Here is a 20462-nt window from a genome sequence, read left to right as displayed (position 1 = left end):
GAAACTCTGCGTTGAAAAAAAACTTGAGTATTTCCTGCACTCAAATATCTTAGCTTCAAATTGGTTTAAACCAGATGAGCAAGATGAAAAAGAAAAACAATGTTGATGTGCTTAGAGAGCGCTTTGAAAGCTGGTTAAACGAGAATAATTTGCCAGCGGGCTCTAAATTGCCTTCGGAGAGAGAGTTATGTGAGTTGCTGGATGCGAAGCGCATGACCTTACGTCAGGTTCTGATTGAGCTTGAGATCGATGCGCGTATCTTCCGAAAGAACCGCAGTGGTTGGTTTATTTCATCGAAGCGATTTATTTATAATCCCAAATCACTTTCCAGCTTTAATGCTGAAGCCTGTGCTCAGGGGCGCAAGCCTTTTTGGGGTTATTTAACTAAAGAAACGATTGCGACGGTTCCGCACCATGTTGATGATGTTTTTCTCTCCTCCGGTGATCGCTATTTAGTTACCGGTTGGTGTGGTCTTGATTCGCATAAAGTGTTTTACCATGAGTCCTATATTGATGCTGATGTTGCGCCCGGATTCATTAACAAATTGGGCAATCAGTCTTTTGCCAGCGTCTGGGAAGATGCGTTTGGTCATGCTTTAAATATCAAAGAAATGATTTTTAAACCGGTCAATATGCCAGAAGTGGCCTGCAAAGAGTTGGGCGTTGCGCCTAATACTTATGGAATTTTAGTAGAAAAACATCGGGCTACCCGAGATAAAAAAGTGGTTCAGGTTGATTTTGAATACTGGCGACTTGAATCTGTGGAACTTGTTATTCGTGATGAATGAGAAAAATAATGGGAAAATGCAACCAAGAACTTCTCGCTGAACGTGCGAGAAATATACCACTGTACCTACATGCTTATGCCTTTCATCTGAATATGCGCTATGAGAGAGTCCTTCCGGGCGATCTTCTGGATATTGCGCATCAGCAACAATTAAAGGGAGTGAAAATACATGTTGAGGATGGTGAGTCCCAATCACTGCAGAAACTAAACGATCGGCAGTTGCACGATTTTAAAGAAAAGGCCAAAAAATATAACCTCGATGTACATATTGAAACGAGCGCATCGGACAAGGCGACATTGACGGATGCGATCCGTATTGCTGTGACAACTGGCGCAACTTCAGTACGTTTCTACCCGCGCTATGAAGGACATCTCAACGATGTCATGGCAAAGATTGCCAATGATATTGCGTGGTTGTCTCAGTATGACGATTGCGGACTAAGCTTTACTATCGAACAGCATGAAGATCTGCAAGGCCATGAACTGGTGACGCTGGTTAATAATAGTGGAATGAAGAATCTCTCTATTCTTTTTGATTTTGGCAACATGATTAACGCCAATGAGCAGCCGCTTTCTGCGTTAGAGGTCATGTCCCCTCTAATCACTCAGGTGCATATCAAAGACGCAAAAATTATTAAAGAAGGTAAAGGCTGGGGGCATGAGGCTTGTCGTTCAGGATACGGTGACTTACCAATGGAAGAGATGCTTAAGGCATTATTACTTTTAGGTGAGGATAAACCGCAAGTAAATGCTTTCGGTCTGGAAGAGGAAGTTGAATATTATGCTCCGGCATTTCGTTTTGATGATGAAGGTGATAATCCCTGGATCCCATGGCGCGATGCAAGCTATACGCCGCTGCCCGACAGTAACATGATTGATGCGCGACTGGCGCAGGAAAAAGAACATGCTCTTGCTCAAATAAAGTATATCCGTGATTTATGCGATAAGTTTACAAGTAATAAATAAACTTCTTTAAATATTATTAAATACGAAAAGGGTTATGAAAATAACTCTCTTAATTTATTAGTTATATGATTTAATTTAAATATTTCTCTCAACAAGCAATGAGGGTTTAACTATGTTCATGAATAAATGGGCAAGGCTCTGTTTTTTAATTTTAGGCGGCGGCACAATATTCAAACTTTCAAGTATGAAAGACGTTTTCTATGTGCCAATGCAAAGTGACTGGGGTTTAACCAATACGCAAATTGGTTTAAGTTTTACCGTTTATACGATTGTTCAGACAACCGGGCTTTTTCTGTCGCTCTATATCGCAGACCGTTATTCCAAGAAAATATTATTACCATTTGGTCTGATTGGCGTTGGGCTATGCGGTTTATATTTGGCGACGCTACCGTCATTTACCGGTTATCTTATTTGCTTTGCCGCAATGGCGTTCTTTGCCGATGTGGTTTATTGGCCGGTGTTACTGAAAGCTGTGCGTCTGCTAGGTACGCAAGAAGAACAAGGGCGCATGTTTGGCTTTTTAGAAGCAGGACGCGGCGTGGTGGATGTTATCGTCGCTTCTGGCGCTCTGTTTGTTTTCGTCCAGTTTGGTGAAGGTAAAGCGGGGATGCAGGCGGGTCTGTTGTTTTATACGGTCATTACGCTTGCGGCAGGTATTGTGACGTACTTTATTGTCGATGATGACAAAGTGAAAGGCGGCGAGAAAACCAGTGCCAACATGGAAGTCTTAAAGGGTATCAAACATGTGTTGTCCTGCCCTAACGTCTGGCTGGCTTCTTTAGGGATTTTCTTTGTTTACGCCGCGTACTGTGGCCTGACTTACTTCATCCCATTCTTAAAAGATATCTACATGCTGCCGGTAGCGCTCGTCGGCGCGTACGGCATCATCAACCAGTATGCATTGAAAATGGTGGGAGGGCCGATTGGTGGGCTGCTGGCGGATAAGGTTGCTAAATCACCTACGGTTTACCTGAAGTGGACGTTTCTGATCTCTGCTGCTGCTATGGTTGTTTTTATGCTGTTGCCACATCAAACGATGAATGTGTATATCGGTATGGCGGCGACGCTAGGATTTGGGGCGATTATTTTCTCACAGCGCGCCATTTTCTTTGCACCAATGGATGAGATTGGTACCCCGCGTGAATATGCCGGTTCGGCGATGGCATTTGGCTGTATCATCGGTTATATGCCCGCCATGTTTGCGTATACGTTATACGGCTATTTACTGGATACCAATAGCGGCATTACGGGCTATAACTATGTCTTTAGCGTGATGATTGCGTTCAGCTTAATGGGCTTTATCTGTTCGACCATTCTGGTGAAGCGGATTAAAAAGCAAAAGCTAGCGGCTGCGACTGTGGCAGCATAATGTGAGAACTTCCCCGGTACGATGTTACCGGGGAAGCCTGTTAAGCGCGTTTATACAGCGGCAACCAAATTACCAGCCGCAAACCACCCAGCGGGCTGTCTTCGGCCTTCACCCAGCCACGATGCTGTTGGATTGCGGTTTCAACAATCGCCAGACCCAGACCTGTTCCGCCAGACTCGCGATCGCGCGCCTCATCGGTACGATAGAACGGACGGAAAATCTGTTCTCGGTCTTCAGGGCTAACGCCCGGGCCATCGTCGTCGACGGTGATGGTAATCCCATCGATATCAACCGCGAAGCCAACTTCAATCTGCGTGTGTGAATAACGCAGGGCATTGCGCACAATGTTTTCCAGCGCGCTTTCCAGCGCATTTGGGTTGCCGTACAGTGGCCACGGACCCGGCGGGAAATTCACCGTGAGTGATTTACCCATCTGCTCGGCTTCAAAGGCGGCGTTATCCAGCACTTCGCCCCACAGCTGATTGGCTTTCACCGTTTCACTGACCAGCGCGTTTTTCTGCTGATTGCGTGACATCACCAGCAGGTCGTTGATCATGCTGTCCAGTCGATGAGCTTCTGTTTCAATACGCTCCAGCTCTTTGCTTTCACCGCTACGACGGCGCAGCAGCGCGGTGCCCAACTGCAGACGCGTCAACGGCGTTCTCAACTCGTGAGAGATGTCCGACAGCAGGCGTTGCTGCGAGGTCATCATTCGCTCCAGCGCCGTCACCATCTGGTTAAAGCTGGCGCCTGCCGCCAGAAATTCCTGCGGACCGGCTTCCAGTTCCGGATGCTGGCGCAGGTTGCCCTGGGCCACCTCATCCGCCGCGTTTTTCAACTTACGCGCCGGTTTCGCCAGACTCCAGGCAAGCCAGAGCAATAGCGGAGAGCTGACTAACATGGTGACAATCAGCAACAACAGCGGTCGGTCGAACAGCAGATTGATAAAGTCAGATTGTGAGCTGCTGGCAGGTCGAATGAGATACAGCTGGTAGTTATCTTCGCCGTCTCTGACGGAGAAAGGCCCGACCATCTCAACGCGACCGTATTTTTTCTTTTGCGGATGGTCGGCGTTATCGGCCTGACCAATAAAGTTACGAATGATCTGCATTTCGTTGCGTTCTGCGCCGATCACGCGTCCTTCCGTCGTAACAAGCAATAACCGCTGTCCTGGCGGCGCCCACTTGTCTATCGCCCGAAACAAGCGACGCCACCACATCAAATCGTTGGGTGGATCGTTCGCCAGTTCAGCTTCAACGTGTTGCTCAATCATCAACCCCTGGCGCTGCTCGCTGTCCAGTAGCTCGGTCATCTGGCGTGAATCAAGCTTGGGTAACATCAGTACCAACATCAACACCAGTGCCAGCGTCAACCAGAAGATGGCAAAGATGCGTGCGGTTAAGCTCCCTATCATGAAGCGGAGACCATCAGGTAGCCACGACCGCGCAGGGTTTTAAACCACGGGTGTCCGTCTTTACGTTCTGGCAGCTTACGACGCAGGTTCGAGATATGCATGTCGATAGCGCGATCAAAAGGCGTCAGGCGTTTGCCCAGCACTTCCTGGCTCAGGTGTTCACGCGAAACCACCTGACCGAGATGCTGTGCCAGCAAATAGAGCAGGGTGAATTCGGTGCCGGTTAACTCCAGGGTTTGCCCGTCAAAGCTGGCTTCCTGGCGACCCGGATTAAGGCTTAACGCATCCACTTCCAGAGTCGGCGAACCGTTGTCGCTGTTCTGCTGCTGTTCGCTCCAGTGTGAGCGACGCAAAATAGCGCGGATGCGCGCGACCAGTTCACGGTCGTTAAACGGTTTGGGTAAATAGTCGTCCGCGCCCAGCTCAAGGCCAAGTACGCGATCCAATTCGCTGCCGCGAGCGGTCAGCATGATTACGGGTGTCTGGTGTGTCTGACGAAGTGCTTTCAGCGTATCAATGCCATTTTTCTTCGGCATCATGACGTCGAGCAAAAGTAAATCGATGCTGTCATCCAGAAGCTCAAGCGCCTGTTCCCCATCATAGGCAACCAGCACATCGAAACCTTCCATTTCGAGCAACTCCTTTAACAGGGAAGTCAGCTCTCGGTCATCATCAACTAACAGGATTTTATTCATTGTTTACGTACCTCCGAGGCAGAAATTACGTCATCAGGCGTCGCTAATCTATGACTTTACGTTGTTTTACACCCCCTGACGCATGTTTGCAGCCCGAATCGTAAACTGTCTCTCGTTGAATCGCGACAGAAAAGATTTTGGGAGCAAGTGATGGGCAAAGTTACCGCTGCCGTCATGGCCTCAACGCTGGCACTGAGTACTTTAAGCCATGCAGCTGAAGTCGTCACAGGCGATCACTGGCACCTGGGTGAAGGCTCCGCGCAACGCAGCGTTCAGAGCCACATGTTCGACGGTATCAGTTTAACCGAACATCAACGTCAACAGATGCGAGATTTAATGCAGCAGGCAAGACACGAACAGCCTCCTGTTAATGTTAGCGAAATGGAGACAATGCATCGCCTTGTCACCGCAGAGAAATTTGATGAACGCGCTGTGCGCGCTCAGGCAGAAAGAATGGCGCAAGAACAGGTTGCCCGCCAGGTTGAAATAGCCAAGGTTCGCAACCAGATGTATCGCCTGTTAACGCCCGAGCAGCAAGCGGTTTTAAATGAGAGACATGAACAACGAATGGAGCAACTGCGCGACGTAGCGCACTGGAAAAAAAGCTCATCGTTGAATTTATTGAGTAGTAGCAACTCACGTTCCCAGTAGTAACCCTGTTTTCCTTGCCATAGACACCATCCCTGTCTTCCCCCACATGATGTGGGGGTTTTTTTTGCCCAAAATTTGTCACTCGGTTATTGCCTGACTGTTTTACTTCATCCGTTATACTAGCGGCATATCCTGGCAGGAGTGTTTATGAATCAAACCTATGGGCGGCTGGTTAGCCGGGCGGCAATCGCGGCGACCGTGATGGCATCGCTGTTACTTTTGATCAAAATTTTTGCGTGGTGGTACACCGGATCGGTCAGTATTCTGGCAGCGCTGGTGGATTCTTTGGTGGACATCGCCGCGTCGTTAACCAACCTGTTGGTGGTGCGCTATTCTTTGCAACCGGCCGATGATGAACATACGTTCGGACACGGAAAAGCGGAATCGCTGGCGGCGCTGGCGCAAAGCATGTTTATTTCCGGTTCGGCGCTGTTTTTATTCCTGACCGGGATTCAGCATCTCATCCAACCCACGCCAATGAAAGATCCTGGCGTCGGGGTGGTTGTCACCATCATTGCGTTAGTGTGTACAATCATTCTGGTCTCGTTTCAGCGCTGGGTGGTGAAGCGCACGCAAAGTCAGGCCGTTAGGGCGGATATGCTTCATTATCAGTCTGATGTTATGATGAACGGTGCGATTCTCGTGGCGCTTGGGCTGGCATGGTACGGCTGGCATCGCGCAGATGCCTTGTTTGCGCTCGGGATTGGCATCTATATTTTATATAGTGCATTACGCATGGGTTATGAGGCGGTACAGTCTTTGCTGGATCGCGCTTTACCCGATGAAGAACGTCAGGAAATTATTGATATTGTGACGTCATGGCCTGGAGTCAGCGGCGCTCACGATCTTCGCACGCGGCAGTCAGGGCCGACCCGCTTTATTCAGATTCATTTGGAAATGGAAGATAATCTGCCGCTCGTTCAGGCGCATTTAGTGGCTGAACAGGTAGAGCAGGCAATTTTACGGCGTTTCCCGGGATCGGATGTCATCATTCATCAGGATCCCTGTTCGGTCGTACCCAAGGAAGGCAAGATGTTTGAGCTTTTATAATTCGTTGTAAAAAAAGTGAACCGGGCCAGCATTTTGTGTATAAATTACCACCATTTGGCCTGACCTGAATCAATTCAGCAGGAAGTGATTGTTATACTATCTGCATATTCGTTGGATCGTTTCGATATGCGGAATCGACTTCCGGCAGCAGATTTCATTTTGCATTCCAAAGTTCAGAGGTAGTCATGATTAAGAAAATCGGTGTGTTGACAAGCGGCGGTGATGCGCCGGGCATGAACGCAGCAATCCGTGGTGTTGTACGTGCAGCGTTGACGGAAGGGCTGGAAGTCATGGGGATCCATGATGGCTACCTGGGTTTGTATGAAGACCGTATGGTTCAACTTGACCGCTACAGCGTGTCCGACATGATCAACCGTGGCGGTACATTCCTCGGTTCTGCCCGCTTCCCGGAATTCCGCGACGAAAACGTGCGTGCCGTGGCTATCGAAAACCTGAAAAAGCGTGGCATTGACGCACTGGTTGTTATCGGTGGTGACGGTTCATACATGGGGGCAAAACGCCTGACTGAAATGGGCTTCCCATGCATCGGTCTGCCAGGCACTATCGACAACGATATTAAAGGCACCGACTACACCATCGGTTATTTCACCGCTCTGGGTACCGTAGTCGAAGCGATTGACCGTCTGCGTGATACCTCTTCTTCTCACCAGCGTATTTCCATCGTTGAAGTGATGGGCCGCTACTGTGGCGATCTGACTCTGGCGGCTGCCATTGCTGGCGGCTGTGAGTTCGTGGTGGTTCCGGAAGTGGAATTCAGCCGTGACGATCTGGTTGCTGAAATCAAAGCAGGCATCGCGAAAGGTAAAAAACACGCGATTGTGGCGATCACTGAGCACATGTGTGACGTTGACGAACTGGCGCATTACATCGAGAAAGAAACGGGTCGTGAAACGCGCTCAACCGTACTGGGTCACATCCAGCGTGGTGGTTCTCCGGTGCCTTACGACCGTATCCTGGCGTCCCGTATGGGCGCATATGCCATTGAACTGCTGTTGGCAGGTCACGGCGGTCGCTGTGTAGGTATTCAGAACGAGCAACTGGTTCACCACGACATCATCGACGCGATTGAAAACATGAAGCGTCCGTTCAAAGGTGACTGGCTGGACTGCGCGAAAAAACTGTACTGATTGTTTTTTCCGCGCCTGATGGCGCTAAGCGCATCAGGCCTACAGGTTGTAAAGACTTGTAGGCCTGATGAGCCGCTAACCACCATTCGGCACAATTCCCCGCATTTATTCCCCCAAGTTATAGCAAATCTTTTTTTATTCTTTAATGTTTGGATACCTTTCTGGCACGCTTTGCTCATCACAACACCACATAAGAGAGCTGGGCGATGAACAAATGGGGCGTAGGGTTAACATTATTGCTGGCATCGACCAGCGTTCTGGCAAAGGATATTCAGTTACTTAACGTATCGTACGATCCAACGCGTGAACTGTACGAGCAGTACAATAAGGCCTTTAGCGCGCACTGGAAGCAGAAAACGGGCGACAACGTCGTGATCCGCCAGTCGCACGGCGGTTCGGGTAAACAAGCGACCTCCGTCATTAACGGCATTGAAGCCGATGTCGTGACGCTGGCGCTGGCTTACGATGTGGATGCCATTGCTGAACGTGGTCGTATCGATAAAAACTGGATTAAGCGTCTGCCGGATAACTCCGCGCCATACACCTCCACCATCGTTTTCCTGGTCCGCAAAGGCAACCCCAAGCAAATTCATGACTGGAACGATCTGATCAAACCAGGCGTGTCGGTCATTACACCAAACCCGAAAAGCTCAGGCGGCGCACGCTGGAACTATCTGGCGGCATGGGGCTACGCCTTGCACCACAACAACAACGATCAGGCCAAGGCACAAGACTTCGTGAAGGCCCTGTATAAGAATGTTGAAGTGCTGGACTCTGGGGCGCGTGGCTCAACCAATACCTTCGTTGAACGCGGTATCGGTGATGTGCTGATCGCCTGGGAAAACGAAGCCCTGCTGGCGACAAACGAGCTGGGCAAAGACAAATTCGAGATAGTGACGCCGAGTGAATCTATCCTCGCGGAACCGACCGTTTCCGTGGTCGACAAAGTCGTGGAAAAGAAAGACACCAAAACGGTGGCGGAAGCCTACCTGAAATATCTCTACTCTCCGGAAGGTCAGGAAATTGCAGCGAAAAACTACTATCGTCCGCGTGATGCAGACGTTGCGAAGAAATACGAAAATGCATTTCCGAAGCTGAAACTGTTCACCATCGACGAAGAGTTTGGCGGCTGGACGAAAGCACAGAAAGAGCACTTCTCTAACGGTGGTACGTTTGACCAGATCAGCAAGCGCTAAATAAGTCTGTGATTTACCGACCCGGTGGCATAACGCGACCGGGTTTTTTATTTGTCATGGTTTTGCGTTACTCTTGCCCTTCAATGAGATACAGGGAACGCGTAATGAAAAAAGCAGGCTATCTTTTACTGGCGGTGATTGTAGTCGCCGCTGCTGCAGGTATCGGGTACTGGAAATTCACCGGTAACCCGGACGCATTACGCCAGATTGTTCTTCAGCAATGCCTGCCGCACCAGTTGCAGCAGCAGGATCCCACGCCGTGCGCCGAAGTGAAGCCGGATGCCGGATATGTGGTGTTCAAAGATCGTAACGGCCCACTGCAATACCTGTTGATGCCGACCTGGCGCATCAACGGAACGGAAAGCCCGTTGCTGCTGAAATCAGGGACGCCGAACTTTTTCTGGCTGGCCTGGCAGGCGCGCAGCTTTATGAGCCAAAAATACGGTCAGGAAATCCCTGACAAAGCGGTATCGCTGACCATTAACTCGCGTAGCGGGCGTACGCAAAATCATCTGCATATTCATATTTCCTGCCTGCGAACCGATGTCAGAAAACAGCTGGATGACAATCTGGCGAAAATCAGCACCCGTTGGCTGCCATTACCGGGTGGGCTACGCGGTCATGAATATCTGGCGCGTCGCGTCACGGAAAATGAATTGGCGCAACGCAGCCCGTTTATGATGCTGGCAGAAGAGGTGCCGGATGCGCGTGAGCACATGGGCAGCTATGCGCTGGCGATGGTGCGTCAGAGCGATGAGTCCTTTGTCCTGCTGGCGACCCAGCGCAATCTGTTGTCGCTCAATCTCGCCTCCGCTGAGGAAATTCAGGATCATCAATGTGATATTCTGCGTTAACCCCACCTAATCTGGCATTTACTCCGCATGTCTGTCCCCGTATTCTTGTTGAAAAAAACAACAGGAGACAGGCATGTCGCTCTGGCTTACACACCCTCTGTTTATCCCCTCTCTGGTGGTTGGCATTACTATCCTGCTCTGGGCGACGTCGCTACTGCCGGAGTTTATAACGGCGCTGCTGTTCTTTGCCGTGGCAATGGTTGCCAAAATCGCACCTGCGGATGTGATCTTTGGCGGATTTGCGTCTTCGGCATTCTGGCTGGTCTTTAGTGGTTTTGTGCTGGGTATCGCGATTCGCAAAACGGGGCTGGCGGACAGGGCGGCGAGAGCGCTGTCATCGCGATTGACCGATTCCTGGCCGTTAATGGTGGCGAGCGTGGTGCTGCTCAGTTACGCGCTGGCGTTTGTGATGCCGTCCAATATGGGGCGTATTGCGCTGCTGATGCCGATTGTTGCCGCAATGGCGAAGCGTGCCGGAATTAACGAGGGTACGCGCGCCTGGTATGGTCTGGCGCTGGCCGTCGGGTTTGGGACGTTCCAGCTTTCCGCGACCATTTTACCCGCTAACGTGCCCAATCTGGTAATGAGCGGCGCGGCGGAAGGCTCTTACGGCATCCACCTCAATTATCTTCCCTATTTGCTGCTGCATACGCCGGTTCTGGGCTGGCTTAAAGGCGCGGTGCTCATCATGCTTATCTGCTGGCTGTTCCCTGGCAAGCCCCACGCACCGCGCGATCTCACGCCAGCGGAACCAATGAGCCGGGATGAAAAACGCCTGGCCTGGATGCTAGCAGTGGTGCTGCTGCTGTGGGTAAGTGAAAGCTGGCACGGTATAGGGCCTGCGTGGACCGGGTTGGCGGCAGCGGTTATCACGCTGCTACCACGGGTTGGCTTTATCAATGGCGACGAGTTTTCCTCCGGGGTAAATATCAGGACCTGCATTTACGTGGCGGGGATTCTGGGGTTGGCAATTACCGTTACCCAGACCGGCATTGGCAATGCAGTGGGCGAGGCGCTGTTACAGGTGATGCCGCTGGATGAGGAAAAACCATTTACCAGCTTTCTCGCGCTGACCGGCATTACCACCGCACTCAATTTTATTATGACGGCGAACGGCGTTCCGGCGCTGTATACCACTCTGGCGCAAAGTTTTGCCGATGCGACTGGGTTCCCGCTGCTGTCGGTAATTATGATTCAGGTATTGGGGTATTCCACACCGCTACTGCCGTATCAGGCTTCGCCGATTGTGGTGGCGATGGCGCTTGGGAAAGTGCCTGCGAGGGCGGGGATGCTGCTGTGTATCGCGCTGGCGACGGCAACATATCTGGTTCTTCTGCCGCTGGATTATCTGTGGTTTAGCGTGTTGGGTAAGTTGTAAAAAAAAGCCCGGTAGCGCTAACGCTTACCGGGCCTACAGTCTTGGAGGGCGGGTCAGCGAAGCGCTACCCGCCTCAACAGCATTACGCCTGTTTAGCCGCTTCTGCTGCTTTAACGATGACCGCGAAGGCATCTGCTTTCAGAGAAGCACCGCCAACCAGCGCGCCATCGATATCCGGCTGAGCGAACAGTTCTGCTGCATTAGCTGCGTTTACGGAACCGCCGTACTGGATGATAACTTGTTCAGCGATTTTCGCGTCAGCTTTAGCAATGTGGTCACGAATGAATTTGTGAACAGCCTGAGCTTGAGCAGGAGTTGCAGATTTACCGGTACCGATAGCCCATACTGGTTCGTAAGCGATAACGACGCCTTCGAATGCTGCCGCGCCCTGAGTTTTCAGAACGGCGTCGATCTGACGTGCACAGACTTCTTCAGTTTTGCCCGCTTCGTTTTCTGCTTCGGTTTCACCGATGCACAGAACCGGAGTCAGACCTTGTTCTTTCAGCACGGCGAATTTTTTAGCGATCAGCTCGTCAGACTCTTTGTGGTAAGTACGACGCTCAGAGTGACCGATAATGATGTACTGCGCGCCGATATCTTTCAGCATTTCAGCGCTTGTTTCACCGGTAAATGCGCCAGACAGGTTCAGGTCAACGTTCTGCGCGCCCAGGATAATGTGGCTACCGGCAGCGGCGTGTTTCGCCAGGTCGATATACATTTCCGGCGGAGCGATTGCTACTGCACAGCCAGCAACGCCAGCCAGTTCTTTACGCAGATTAGCAACCAGTTCGTTTACCATGTGGCGGCTGCCGTTCAGTTTCCAGTTACCCATCACTAAAGGATGTCGCATTTCATTTCTCCACGCTTGTCAGCGAATTAAGGAATATGGCCGCCCGTCAGGGCAGCATGGTCTGTGAAACAGTATAGAGATTCGTCTGCGGAAAGGCTTTGCTTTTTGTCATCAATTCGCCTTCTCAAGACTATCTGATAGTGCCAGCTTAATCGGTTCAACAGCGAAGGTCAGCCCTTTTTCACCGTTATCTGCCACAACATAGCGAATTGCGCCTTCTGTTTCGGCGTAATAGTGTTTACCTTTGCCGGCAGCGAGCAGTTTTTGCAGCTTTTTCTGGCTCTGCTCTTTCGTCAGTAGCGGGGCGACGGTACGAATGACGGCGGTCATGTATTCCAGCGCTTTCGCTTTGGCCGCCTTTTGTTCTGGTCCCTGAATCGGCAACCAGGTTATCTGCATACTTTTGATTTTTAGCGTGCCGCGCTCAAGGGCGGAGGACGCATACAGGTTTTCATTGATTTTACTGGCCGCGCGGGTGAGGTTTGCCCGATCGCGGCTGCTGTCGATGGCGCGGAACTCATTCAGGATAAGCTTCGGATTCTGCGTATTAAAGTTTTCGCGAAACTGGCTAATCGACAGGTCAAAGGTCGGCGCACCCGCCAGTAAATAGGGGGCCGTGGTTGCCGTCGATGGCTCTTCCGCCCGTGCCGCAACGCTCGCGGTGAAGGCTGAAAACAATAATAAAAACAGTGTAAATCCTTGCTTCATCAATCGTACCTTTCGTTATGACTGCTCACGATTAAAACGGTAACTGTCGGGCTTGTCAAAAGGGTAAACTGTTCTGGAAGGTAATAATAAAGGAACTTACATGACCATACAGCAGTGGTTATTCTCATTTAAAGGGCGCATCGGGCGCCGTGATTTCTGGATTTGGATAGGTCTGTGGATCGTCGGAATGCTGGTTTTGTTCTCGCTGGCGAGCAAGCAATTACTCGATATTCAGACTGCGGCATTTTGTCTGGTTTGTCTGCTATGGCCGACGGCGGCAGTGACGGTAAAACGCCTGCACGATCGGGGACGTTCTGGAGTGTGGGCGCTGCTGATGATTTTGGCGTGGATGCTGCTGGCCGGAAATTGGACGATGTTACCCGGCGTCTGGCAATGGGCGGTTGGTCGCTTTGTTCCGACGCTCATTCTGGTCGGCATGCTCATCGATCTGGGCGCGTTCATTGGCACCCAGGACGAAAATAAATATGGTAAGGATACGCAGGACGTAAAGTACAAAGCCGAGCGCCAGTAGTTGTCGACCGGAGAAGCGCAAGCGCCTCCCGGCAACCCTCACCAGTAGTGCTCAGCAGTCATATGGCCCGGTCGACGGCGCAGGTGTTTGGTCATCTGCCGGGTCTCTTTCAGCAGTTGCTGCGTGTCGCGTACCATTTGTGGATTTCCGCACAGCATCACATGGCTGGTTTCTTTATCCATTGGCAGCCCTACCGCCTTTTCCAGTTCACCGCTTTCAATCAGCGCCGGTACACGCCCGGTCAGCGAATCTACGGCTGTCTCACGGCTAACAACCGTCTGGATGCGTAATTTACCTTCGTAGCGCTTTTCCAGCGCCTGCATCAATGGCAGGTAGCTCAAATCGGCGGCATAGCGTGCGGCGTGGACCAGCACCAGATTTTTAAAGCGATCCAGGTCTTTGCCTAATTGAAGAATCGACAAATACGGGCCGATAGCCGTGCCGGTTGCCAGCATCCATAGCGTTTCGCAATCAGGGACTTCATCCAGCACGAAGAAACCAGCGGCCTCACTCACCACCTGAACTTCATCGCCAGGCTTTAGCGCCGCCAGTTGAGGGCTGAGTTTGCCGTCGGGAACCGTCACCAGATAAAATTCTAAGTCGGGGTTATCGGGCGCATTCACGTAGGAATAGGCGCGCTGGACGCGCTCACCGTCGATCTCAAGGCCAAGCTTGGTGAACTGACCTGCAGTGAAAGGAAGAACCGGAGCTCGCACGGTCAAACTAAACAGGGCATCGGTCCAGTTCTGCACCTTTGTGACTTTGCCTGTTACCCAATCTGCCATGGTTTTCTCCTGTCTGCTTTGATTGCCTTATCTTCGTTCGTTGGACGAAAGATTTCCAGCCCGGATGGGCTGGAAGGCTCTATTGATCAAATCAATTACAGGATGTGCGCCTGCACATCGGGATCTTTGCGATCGAGGTAGTGAATCGACTGAATGCGGCGGATCGTGCGTGATTTGCCGCGGATCAACAGCGTTTCGGTGGTTGCGATATTGCCTTTACGGCTGATCCCTTCCAGCAGATCGCCTTTGGTGATGCCGGTAGCGGAGAAAATGACGTTGTCGCTGCGCGCCATTTCATCCAGACGCAGCGCTTTGCCCGCTTCAATGCCCATCGCGGTGCAGCGGGCCAGTTCCTGTTCGCCAATACGACGGTTCTCTTCGCTGTCGCCTTTGACGTCATGGCGCGCCAGCAGGCGGCCCTGCATGTCGCCGTCCAGCGCGCGGATGACGGCCGCGGAAACCACGCCTTCCGGTGCGCCGCCAATACCGTACAGCACGTCAACTTCGCTGTCAGGCATACAGGTCAGAATCGAGGCCGCAACGTCGCCGTCAGGAATGGCGAAGACGCGCACGCCCAGTTTCGCCATCTCTGCAATAACCTCGTCATGGCGTGGTTTTGCCAGGATGGTGACGGTCAGGTCACTCAGTGGTTTGTTCAGCGCGGCTGCAATGTTTCGCAGGTTGGTTTCCAGCGACAGATTCAGGTCGATGGACCCTTTTGCGCCAGGACCGACAATCAGCTTTTCCATGTACATGTCTGGCGCGTTCAGGAAACAGCCTTTATCGCCTACAGCCAGCACCGCCAGCGCATTCGCCTGGCCCATTGCCGTCATACGCGTGCCTTCGATAGGATCGACGGCGATGTCGACCGCATCACCGTGGCCGGTTCCGACTTTCTCGCCGATAAACAGCATCGGCGCTTCATCAATCTCACCCTCGCCAATCACGATGGTGCCGTCGATGTTGACCTGGTTGAGCATAATACGCATGGCGTTCACCGCCGCGCCATCAGCGGTATTTTTATCGCCGCGGCCCAGCCATTTATAGCCAGCCAGCGCGGCCGCTTCGGTCACGCGTGAAAATTCAATGGCAAGTTCTCGTCTCATTGCAAACTCGTAGCTGAAAGGAATGGCGCGAAGTGTAGCACAGGGGAGGGGACTAGATTATTGATGTGTGTGCGGGGTTGCCCCCGCACGAAGATATTGCCGGACAAGGTAACGTCGCTATCCGGCAATGACGAATTACTCGTCGTGATCTTCCCACGCCATGGCGCGTTTGACCGCTTTTTTCCAGCCGCTGTAACGGAAATTACGCTCGGTGGTTTCGATGCCCGGGCGGAATTCACGCTCGATGACCGCTTTCTCCTGCAGTTCATCCAGATTCTGCCAGAAACCTACTGCCAGACCGGCAAGGTACGCCGCACCCAATGCGGTGACTTCGCGGACTTCCGGGCGCTCAACGCGCGTGCCGAGAATATCGGACTGGAACTGCATCAGGAAGTTGTTGGCGACCGCACCGCCATCGACGCGCAGGGCGTGCAGGCGAATACCGGAATCAGCCTGCATCGCTTCCAGTACGTCACGGGTCTGGTAAGCGATAGACTCAAGCGTTGCGCGGATGATGTGGTTGGAGTTTACGCCACGGGTCAGGCCGAAGATGGCTCCGCGTGCATACGGGTCCCAGTACGGTGCGCCAAGGCCTGTGAATGCCGGAACGACGTATACGCCGTTGGTGTCTTTCACTTTGGTGGCGAAATATTCAGAGTCGAATGCATCGCTGATGAGTTTCATTTCATCGCGCAGCCACTGGATGGATGCGCCAGCCATAAATACCGCACCTTCCAGCGCGTAGTTCACTTCCCCGGTCGGTCCACAGGCGATGGTGGTCAGTAGTCCATTTTCGGACTTAACGGCTTTCTCGCCAGTGTTCATCAGCATGAAGCAGCCGGTACCGTAAGTGTTTTTCGCCATCCCTTCCTTCACGCACAGCTGGCCAAACAGAGCGGCCTGCTGGTCACCGGCAATACCGGAGATAGGAATACGAATGCCGCCTTTACCACCGATGTTGGTCTGGCCGTACACTTCAGAAGAACGACGCACTTCTGGCAGCATTGCACGCGGAATATCCAGCGCATCCAGCATCGTGTCATCCCAGTCCAGGGAGTGGATGTTGAACAGCATGGTACGAGAGGCGTTGGTGTAATCCGTTACGTGTACGCGTCCCTGCGTCATTTTCCAGATAAGCCAGGTGTCTACCGTACCGAACAGCAGTTCGCCGCGACGAGCGCGCTCACGTGAGCCTTCCACGTGGTCGAGGATCCACTTCACTTTAGTGCCGGAAAAGTACGGGTCAATTACCAGACCCGTGTTATTACGGATGTACTCTTCCATTCCGTCGCGCTTGAGCTTTTCGCAGATATCCGCGGTACGACGACACTGCCACACAATTGCGTTATAGATAGGTTTACCGGTCTCACGCTCCCAGACGATGGTGGTTTCACGCTGGTTGGTAATACCGATCGCTGCAATTTCATCGGAACTGATATCGGCTTTCGCCAGAACTTCTACCAGCGTGGAGCTTTGGGTCGCCCAAATTTCCATTGGGTCATGTTCTACCCAACCTGCTTTCGGGTAGATTTGCTCGAATTCGCGCTGTGAAACGCTAACGATATTCGCATCGTGGTCCATTACGACCGCGCGGGAGCTGGTGGTGCCCTGGTCGAGCGCAACGATATATTTTTTTTCAGTCATGATTATTTGTCCCGTAGTCACATTACTGCGAAGCTTTTTGTTGAGTGTTGGTCGCAACGTCTTTCTCTTCAATCGCGCAGACATCGCACGGTAAATGGCGACCAATCAGTTTGCGATATGCCCATGCGCCTAAAATCGCGCCGGTAATCGGGCCAAACACCGGGACCAGGAAGTAAGGGATATCACGACCACCCGTGAAGGCAATCTCACCCCATCCGGCCATCCAGGCGAAGAGTTTCGGTCCGAAGTCACGTGCCGGGTTCATCGCAAAACCTGTCAGCGGACCCATGGAAGCACCAATAACGGCGATCAACAAGCCGATCAGCAGTGGTGCCAGCGGACCACGAGGTACACCGTTACCATCGTCGGTCAGAGCCAGAATCAGCCCCATTAGAATAGCGGTAATGACCATTTCAACCGCGAAGGCCTGCACAAAATTGATATGCGGGTTCGGATAGGTCGAGAAAGTACCTGCCAGACCCAGGCTCTCGGTACTGCCGCGCACGATATGGTTAGTTTGTTCGAAATCGATGAAAAGATTGTAATAAAGCCCGTAAACCAGTGCCGCTGCGCAAAAGGCGCCGGCAATTTGCGAAATAATAAAAGGAGCAACTTTGCGTTTATCAAAACAGGCGAACAGCCAGAGTGCGATGGTTACCGCTGGATTCAGGTGTGCACCAGAAACGCCTGCAGTCAGATAGATAGCCATCGCTACCCCCAGACCCCAGATGATACTGATTTCCCACTGACCAAAAGTAGCCCCAGCAACTTTGAGTGCAGCGACACATCCCACACCGAAGAAAATCAACAACCCGGTACCGAGGAATTCAGCAATGCACTGGCCTTTTAAGGTTGATGTTTGACTCATAATCGGATCCTGAAGAGAGTTTAATGTTTATTGTATGCGAGAAGGTCACTGACATCCCCGGAGCCGGTAGGCACACTGTTAATTTATCGTTAACGCTCAAAAACGAGAAATATCGAAATTGAAATGTGTGTACTCCATCAACAAAATGAGCGTTATCGCGCCATTTCGCGGTATTTGTTATACAAAAATAGTGTGAGCTGAATCATTTCAATGATCAATTCGTTAACACTTAAGAGTTATGATAGTAATGTCACCAGGAGAAAGATGAAAAGTGTTGCAAACCGCAATCTGCGCGGGATGCCGCTGGACAGGGATGACGCGGCTTCATACAATCGGTGTTAAGTAGAGTGCGCTCGTTTTTATTAAGGCGTCGCCGGTTATCGGGACGAGGATTTTTATCCATCAACGCCTTGCAATTCAGGAGAGGTATGACGATGTCATTAGAAGTGTTTGAGAAACTGGAAGCAAAAGTACAGCAGGCGATTGATACCATCACGCTGTTGCAGATGGAAATCGAAGAGCTGAAAGAAAAGAACAACTCACTGTCGCAGGAAGTTCAGTCTGCACAGCAGCAGCGTGAAGAGCTGGAGCGTGAGAACAACAACCTGAAAGAACAGCAGAATGGCTGGCAGGATCGTCTGCATGCCCTGTTGGGGCGTATGGAAGAAGTCTAATCCTCGTCATATTTCACGTTATGGCGGCGTTGGCTGCGTACATTCACCCCAGTCACATAGTGGCCTATGCTCCTGGGGATTCACTTACTTGCCGCCTTGCCCTGACGCGAAATCTATAGAGGATGTAGACTGCGAGTGCCTGTAGGCCGGATAAGGCGTAAGCCGCCAACTGGCAATCAGTGACAACGCATAAAAAAGGCACCTTGCGGTGCCTTTTTCACTTACTCGATATCGAGCGGGTCTTCGGAGAGGATTATCCCGGTGTTGTCGGCGTACAGGTGGTCGCCCGAGAAGAATGTCACGCCGCCAAAGTTGACGCGCACATCGCTTTCCCCAATCCCCTCTCCTGAAGCACCTACCGGAATTGCGGCAATCGCCTGAATGCCGATATCCAGTTCTTCCAGATCGTCTACCTGGCGGACTGAGCCGTAGATGACCAGACCTTCCCATTCATTCTGTACGGCCAGTCGTGCCAGTTCGGCATCGACCAGCGCACGACGGACAGAACCGCCGCCATCGACCAGCAGAATGCGACCACGGCCATTTTGTTCGAGCAGATCGTACAGCAACCCGTTGTCCTCGAAACATTTTACCGTGATGATTTGTCCGCCAAACGACGACCGTCCTCCAAAGTTAGAGAACAGCGGTTCCACGACGTTGACATCTTCCTGATAGATGTCACAAAGCTCGGATGTATCGTATTTCATAGGCTTAACGTTCAGTTGCTGCGAGAATTTTCAGTATATCGCGCTATGTGTACTGTTGGCAAAATCATCAATTGTTAATTGATATTTGTCAGTTAAAGAGACCACTGACTTAAGAAAATTCCAACGACAAACAGCAAGTTAGTTAATAGCGCCGCTTTTACGGTGCGTTCCAGCATCGGACGCATTGCCGCAGGATCCATTTCGCGCATCACGTAACGCGCCTGTTTGAAAAGCAGCGGAGCGGCAAGGATAAACAGCCATCCCCACAGACTTTGTAGCGAAAACAGGTTAAACAGCGCCAGACAAACCAGCGTCCCCATCAGCAGGCAGGCATGGTAGCGGCGGGCATTGACGGCACCTAAACGTACTACCAGCGTGTTCTTGCCGTTCTCTCTGTCGCTGTTGATATCGCGCAGGTTGTTAACGTTGAGCACGGCAGTTGCCAGCAGGCCACAGGCGGTGGCAGGCAGAATCAGCGCCGGAATCAGCGTATGCGCCTGCAGATACCAGCTTCCCATCACGCTAAGCCAGCCAAAGAATACCAGCACGGAAATATCGCCCAGACCGATATATCCGTAAGGGCGATTACCCACGGTGTAGGTGATCGCCGCGATAATCGACAGGCCCCCAAGTACCAGGAAACCGACAAAATCCGCCAGCGTGTGACAGGCCACAGCAACCAGGGCCAGACCCGACAGACAGATCAACACCACGGTGACGATCAGCGCACGCTTCATCTGCTGTTGGGTGATAACCCCTTTTTGCATACCGCGCAGCGGTCCAATGCGGTCGGGCTTGTCGCTGCCTTTGACGGCATCGCCATAGTCGTTAGCGAGGTTGGACAGAATTTGCAGCAGTCCTGCTGTAATCAATGCCAACAGAGCAACCAGCGGATCGAAGTATCCTTGCCACCATGCTAATGCCGTACCGACGATGATCGCCGCGAAGGCGAGCGGCAAGGTCTTAGGTCGTAAACTTTCCAGCCAGGCTTGTGAGCGGCTAATTTTTTGTTGTTCAGTCATATTTAGCGCCAATAAAAATGGGGCTTTATCAGCCCCATCAACAGTGATGAAAATGCAT

21 protein-coding genes are annotated in these 20462 nt (G+C 51.7%); 11 read left to right on the top strand and 10 right to left on the bottom strand.

What is annotated here, in order from left to right; translation table 11 throughout:
* Window positions 1-83 precede the first annotated feature (83 nt).
* The 3 genes from HVZ52_RS21895 (at window position 84) to HVZ52_RS21885 (ending at window position 3122) form a co-directional block, all read left to right on the top strand.
* Entirely contained in the window at window positions 84-788 is a 705-nt protein-coding gene (locus HVZ52_RS21895) for a GntR family transcriptional regulator (protein ID WP_019077919.1), read from the top strand.
* Window positions 789-796: 8 nt separating this feature from the next.
* Window positions 797-1753, top strand: a complete 957-nt coding sequence (locus tag HVZ52_RS21890; RefSeq protein ID WP_053388909.1) for a TIM barrel protein — start codon at window positions 797-799, stop codon at window positions 1751-1753.
* Between the two features lie 118 nt (window positions 1754-1871).
* On the top strand, window positions 1872-3122 hold the full coding sequence (locus HVZ52_RS21885) for an MFS transporter (protein WP_094761768.1): 1251 nt from the start codon (window positions 1872-1874) through the stop codon (window positions 3120-3122).
* 40 nt (window positions 3123-3162) lie between these two features.
* Here the strand turns inward: HVZ52_RS21885 and cpxA are convergent, their stop codons facing one another.
* Together cpxA and cpxR are read right to left on the bottom strand one after the other, a co-directional pair.
* Window positions 3163-4536 carry an envelope stress sensor histidine kinase CpxA gene (gene cpxA / locus HVZ52_RS21880; RefSeq protein WP_016155210.1) on the bottom strand — a complete coding sequence of 458 codons (1374 nt, stop codon included), beginning with the start codon at window positions 4534-4536 and terminating at the stop codon, window positions 3163-3165.
* Window positions 4533-5231: an envelope stress response regulator transcription factor CpxR gene (gene cpxR / locus HVZ52_RS21875; RefSeq protein ID WP_006686193.1), complete on the bottom strand. Its 699-nt coding sequence runs from the start codon at window positions 5229-5231 to the stop codon at window positions 4533-4535. The genes cpxA and cpxR overlap by 4 nt, the downstream gene beginning before the upstream one ends.
* 150 nt (window positions 5232-5381) lie before the next feature.
* On the opposite strand from cpxR, the gene cpxP reads away from it, so the two are divergent.
* From cpxP to HVZ52_RS21845, 6 genes are all read left to right on the top strand, one after another.
* Window positions 5382-5882, top strand: coding sequence for a cell-envelope stress modulator CpxP (gene cpxP / locus HVZ52_RS21870; RefSeq protein ID WP_016155211.1), 501 nt, complete (start codon window positions 5382-5384; stop codon window positions 5880-5882).
* 147 nt (window positions 5883-6029) lie between these two features.
* Window positions 6030-6932 carry a CDF family cation-efflux transporter FieF gene (fieF, locus tag HVZ52_RS21865; RefSeq protein ID WP_016155246.1) on the top strand — a complete coding sequence of 301 codons (903 nt, stop codon included), beginning with the start codon at window positions 6030-6032 and terminating at the stop codon, window positions 6930-6932.
* 185 nt (window positions 6933-7117) lie between these two features.
* Complete coding sequence (gene pfkA, locus HVZ52_RS21860) at window positions 7118-8080, top strand: 6-phosphofructokinase (protein ID WP_003028778.1); 963 nt, start codon at window positions 7118-7120, stop codon at window positions 8078-8080.
* A 206-nt stretch (window positions 8081-8286) separates the two neighbouring features.
* Entirely contained in the window at window positions 8287-9276 is a 990-nt protein-coding gene (sbp, locus tag HVZ52_RS21855) for a sulfate/thiosulfate ABC transporter substrate-binding protein Sbp (RefSeq protein WP_181598689.1), read from the top strand.
* Window positions 9277-9380: 104 nt separating this feature from the next.
* The gene (locus HVZ52_RS21850) at window positions 9381-10130 is read left to right on the top strand and encodes a CDP-diacylglycerol diphosphatase (protein ID WP_019077918.1); all 750 of its coding nucleotides are present in this window, start codon (window positions 9381-9383) and stop codon (window positions 10128-10130) included.
* Window positions 10131-10203: 73 nt separating this feature from the next.
* Window positions 10204-11508, top strand: a complete 1305-nt coding sequence (locus HVZ52_RS21845) for an SLC13 family permease (RefSeq protein WP_053388908.1) — start codon at window positions 10204-10206, stop codon at window positions 11506-11508.
* A gap of 82 nt (window positions 11509-11590) precedes the next feature.
* Here HVZ52_RS21845 and tpiA read toward each other — a convergent pair whose 3' ends face one another.
* Together tpiA and HVZ52_RS21835 are read right to left on the bottom strand one after the other, a co-directional pair.
* The gene (gene tpiA / locus HVZ52_RS21840) at window positions 11591-12358 is read right to left on the bottom strand and encodes a triose-phosphate isomerase (RefSeq protein ID WP_003028783.1); all 768 of its coding nucleotides are present in this window, start codon (window positions 12356-12358) and stop codon (window positions 11591-11593) included.
* A gap of 111 nt (window positions 12359-12469) precedes the next feature.
* Entirely contained in the window at window positions 12470-13066 is a 597-nt protein-coding gene (locus HVZ52_RS21835) for a YiiQ family protein (RefSeq protein WP_049282363.1), read from the bottom strand.
* Window positions 13067-13166: 100 nt separating this feature from the next.
* On the opposite strand from HVZ52_RS21835, the gene HVZ52_RS21830 reads away from it, so the two are divergent.
* A complete protein-coding gene (locus HVZ52_RS21830) occupies window positions 13167-13598 on the top strand; it encodes a DUF805 domain-containing protein (RefSeq protein WP_047357763.1) in 432 nt (143 codons plus the stop codon).
* 38 nt (window positions 13599-13636) lie between these two features.
* On the opposite strand, the gene fpr is transcribed toward HVZ52_RS21830, so the two are convergent.
* From fpr to HVZ52_RS21810, 4 genes are all read right to left on the bottom strand, one after another.
* Window positions 13637-14383, bottom strand: a complete 747-nt coding sequence (gene fpr / locus HVZ52_RS21825; RefSeq protein WP_049040560.1) for a ferredoxin--NADP(+) reductase — start codon at window positions 14381-14383, stop codon at window positions 13637-13639.
* Between the two features lie 95 nt (window positions 14384-14478).
* Entirely contained in the window at window positions 14479-15489 is a 1011-nt protein-coding gene (gene glpX, locus HVZ52_RS21820; protein WP_016155253.1) for a class II fructose-bisphosphatase, read from the bottom strand.
* A gap of 135 nt (window positions 15490-15624) precedes the next feature.
* Window positions 15625-17133, bottom strand: coding sequence for a glycerol kinase GlpK (gene glpK / locus HVZ52_RS21815; RefSeq protein WP_016155254.1), 1509 nt, complete (start codon window positions 17131-17133; stop codon window positions 15625-15627).
* 22 nt (window positions 17134-17155) lie between these two features.
* Complete coding sequence (locus HVZ52_RS21810; RefSeq protein ID WP_016155255.1) at window positions 17156-18001, bottom strand: MIP/aquaporin family protein; 846 nt, start codon at window positions 17999-18001, stop codon at window positions 17156-17158.
* Window positions 18002-18429: 428 nt separating this feature from the next.
* Between HVZ52_RS21810 and zapB the strand changes: the two genes are divergently transcribed.
* Complete coding sequence (zapB, locus tag HVZ52_RS21805) at window positions 18430-18675, top strand: septal ring assembly protein ZapB (RefSeq protein ID WP_019077914.1); 246 nt, start codon at window positions 18430-18432, stop codon at window positions 18673-18675.
* A 221-nt stretch (window positions 18676-18896) separates the two neighbouring features.
* On the opposite strand, the gene rraA is transcribed toward zapB, so the two are convergent.
* Together rraA and menA are read right to left on the bottom strand one after the other, a co-directional pair.
* Window positions 18897-19382 carry a ribonuclease E activity regulator RraA gene (rraA, locus tag HVZ52_RS21800; protein WP_008787034.1) on the bottom strand — a complete coding sequence of 162 codons (486 nt, stop codon included), beginning with the start codon at window positions 19380-19382 and terminating at the stop codon, window positions 18897-18899.
* Between the two features lie 92 nt (window positions 19383-19474).
* Window positions 19475-20404, bottom strand: a complete 930-nt coding sequence (gene menA, locus HVZ52_RS21795; RefSeq protein WP_016157915.1) for a 1,4-dihydroxy-2-naphthoate polyprenyltransferase — start codon at window positions 20402-20404, stop codon at window positions 19475-19477.
* Window positions 20405-20462 lie beyond the last annotated feature (58 nt).

The sequence above is a fragment of the Citrobacter sp. RHB36-C18 genome (assembly GCF_013814485.1).
Taxonomy (GTDB): domain Bacteria; phylum Pseudomonadota; class Gammaproteobacteria; order Enterobacterales; family Enterobacteriaceae; genus Citrobacter; species Citrobacter braakii.
This window is presented reverse-complemented; position numbering and strand designations above follow the sequence as displayed.

Bases quoted from the DNA above. Each gene is read 5' to 3' on its own strand.
- HVZ52_RS21845 (WP_053388908.1), top strand. From the start codon at position 10,204: ATGTCGCTCTGGCTTACACACCCTCTGTTTATCCCCTCTCTGGTGGTT.
- fieF (WP_016155246.1), top strand. From the start codon at position 6,030: ATGAATCAAACCTATGGGCGGCTGGTTAGCCGGGCGGCAATCGCGGCG.
- tpiA (WP_003028783.1), bottom strand. From the start codon at position 12,358: ATGCGACATCCTTTAGTGATGGGTAACTGGAAACTGAACGGCAGCCGC.
- HVZ52_RS21850 (WP_019077918.1), top strand. From the start codon at position 9,381: ATGAAAAAAGCAGGCTATCTTTTACTGGCGGTGATTGTAGTCGCCGCT.
- cpxP (WP_016155211.1), top strand. From the start codon at position 5,382: ATGGGCAAAGTTACCGCTGCCGTCATGGCCTCAACGCTGGCACTGAGT.
- HVZ52_RS21890 (WP_053388909.1), top strand. From the start codon at position 797: ATGGGAAAATGCAACCAAGAACTTCTCGCTGAACGTGCGAGAAATATA.
- fpr (WP_049040560.1), bottom strand. From the start codon at position 14,383: ATGGCAGATTGGGTAACAGGCAAAGTCACAAAGGTGCAGAACTGGACC.
- HVZ52_RS21810 (WP_016155255.1), bottom strand. From the start codon at position 18,001: ATGAGTCAAACATCAACCTTAAAAGGCCAGTGCATTGCTGAATTCCTC.
- glpX (WP_016155253.1), bottom strand. From the start codon at position 15,489: ATGAGACGAGAACTTGCCATTGAATTTTCACGCGTGACCGAAGCGGCC.
- cpxA (WP_016155210.1), bottom strand. From the start codon at position 4,536: ATGATAGGGAGCTTAACCGCACGCATCTTTGCCATCTTCTGGTTGACG.
- HVZ52_RS21885 (WP_094761768.1), top strand. From the start codon at position 1,872: ATGAATAAATGGGCAAGGCTCTGTTTTTTAATTTTAGGCGGCGGCACA.
- sbp (WP_181598689.1), top strand. From the start codon at position 8,287: ATGAACAAATGGGGCGTAGGGTTAACATTATTGCTGGCATCGACCAGC.
- HVZ52_RS21830 (WP_047357763.1), top strand. From the start codon at position 13,167: ATGACCATACAGCAGTGGTTATTCTCATTTAAAGGGCGCATCGGGCGC.
- menA (WP_016157915.1), bottom strand. From the start codon at position 20,404: ATGACTGAACAACAAAAAATTAGCCGCTCACAAGCCTGGCTGGAAAGT.
- HVZ52_RS21895 (WP_019077919.1), top strand. From the start codon at position 84: ATGAAAAAGAAAAACAATGTTGATGTGCTTAGAGAGCGCTTTGAAAGC.
- pfkA (WP_003028778.1), top strand. From the start codon at position 7,118: ATGATTAAGAAAATCGGTGTGTTGACAAGCGGCGGTGATGCGCCGGGC.
- glpK (WP_016155254.1), bottom strand. From the start codon at position 17,133: ATGACTGAAAAAAAATATATCGTTGCGCTCGACCAGGGCACCACCAGC.
- rraA (WP_008787034.1), bottom strand. From the start codon at position 19,382: ATGAAATACGATACATCCGAGCTTTGTGACATCTATCAGGAAGATGTC.
- cpxR (WP_006686193.1), bottom strand. From the start codon at position 5,231: ATGAATAAAATCCTGTTAGTTGATGATGACCGAGAGCTGACTTCCCTG.
- HVZ52_RS21835 (WP_049282363.1), bottom strand. From the start codon at position 13,066: ATGAAGCAAGGATTTACACTGTTTTTATTATTGTTTTCAGCCTTCACC.
- zapB (WP_019077914.1), top strand. From the start codon at position 18,430: ATGACGATGTCATTAGAAGTGTTTGAGAAACTGGAAGCAAAAGTACAG.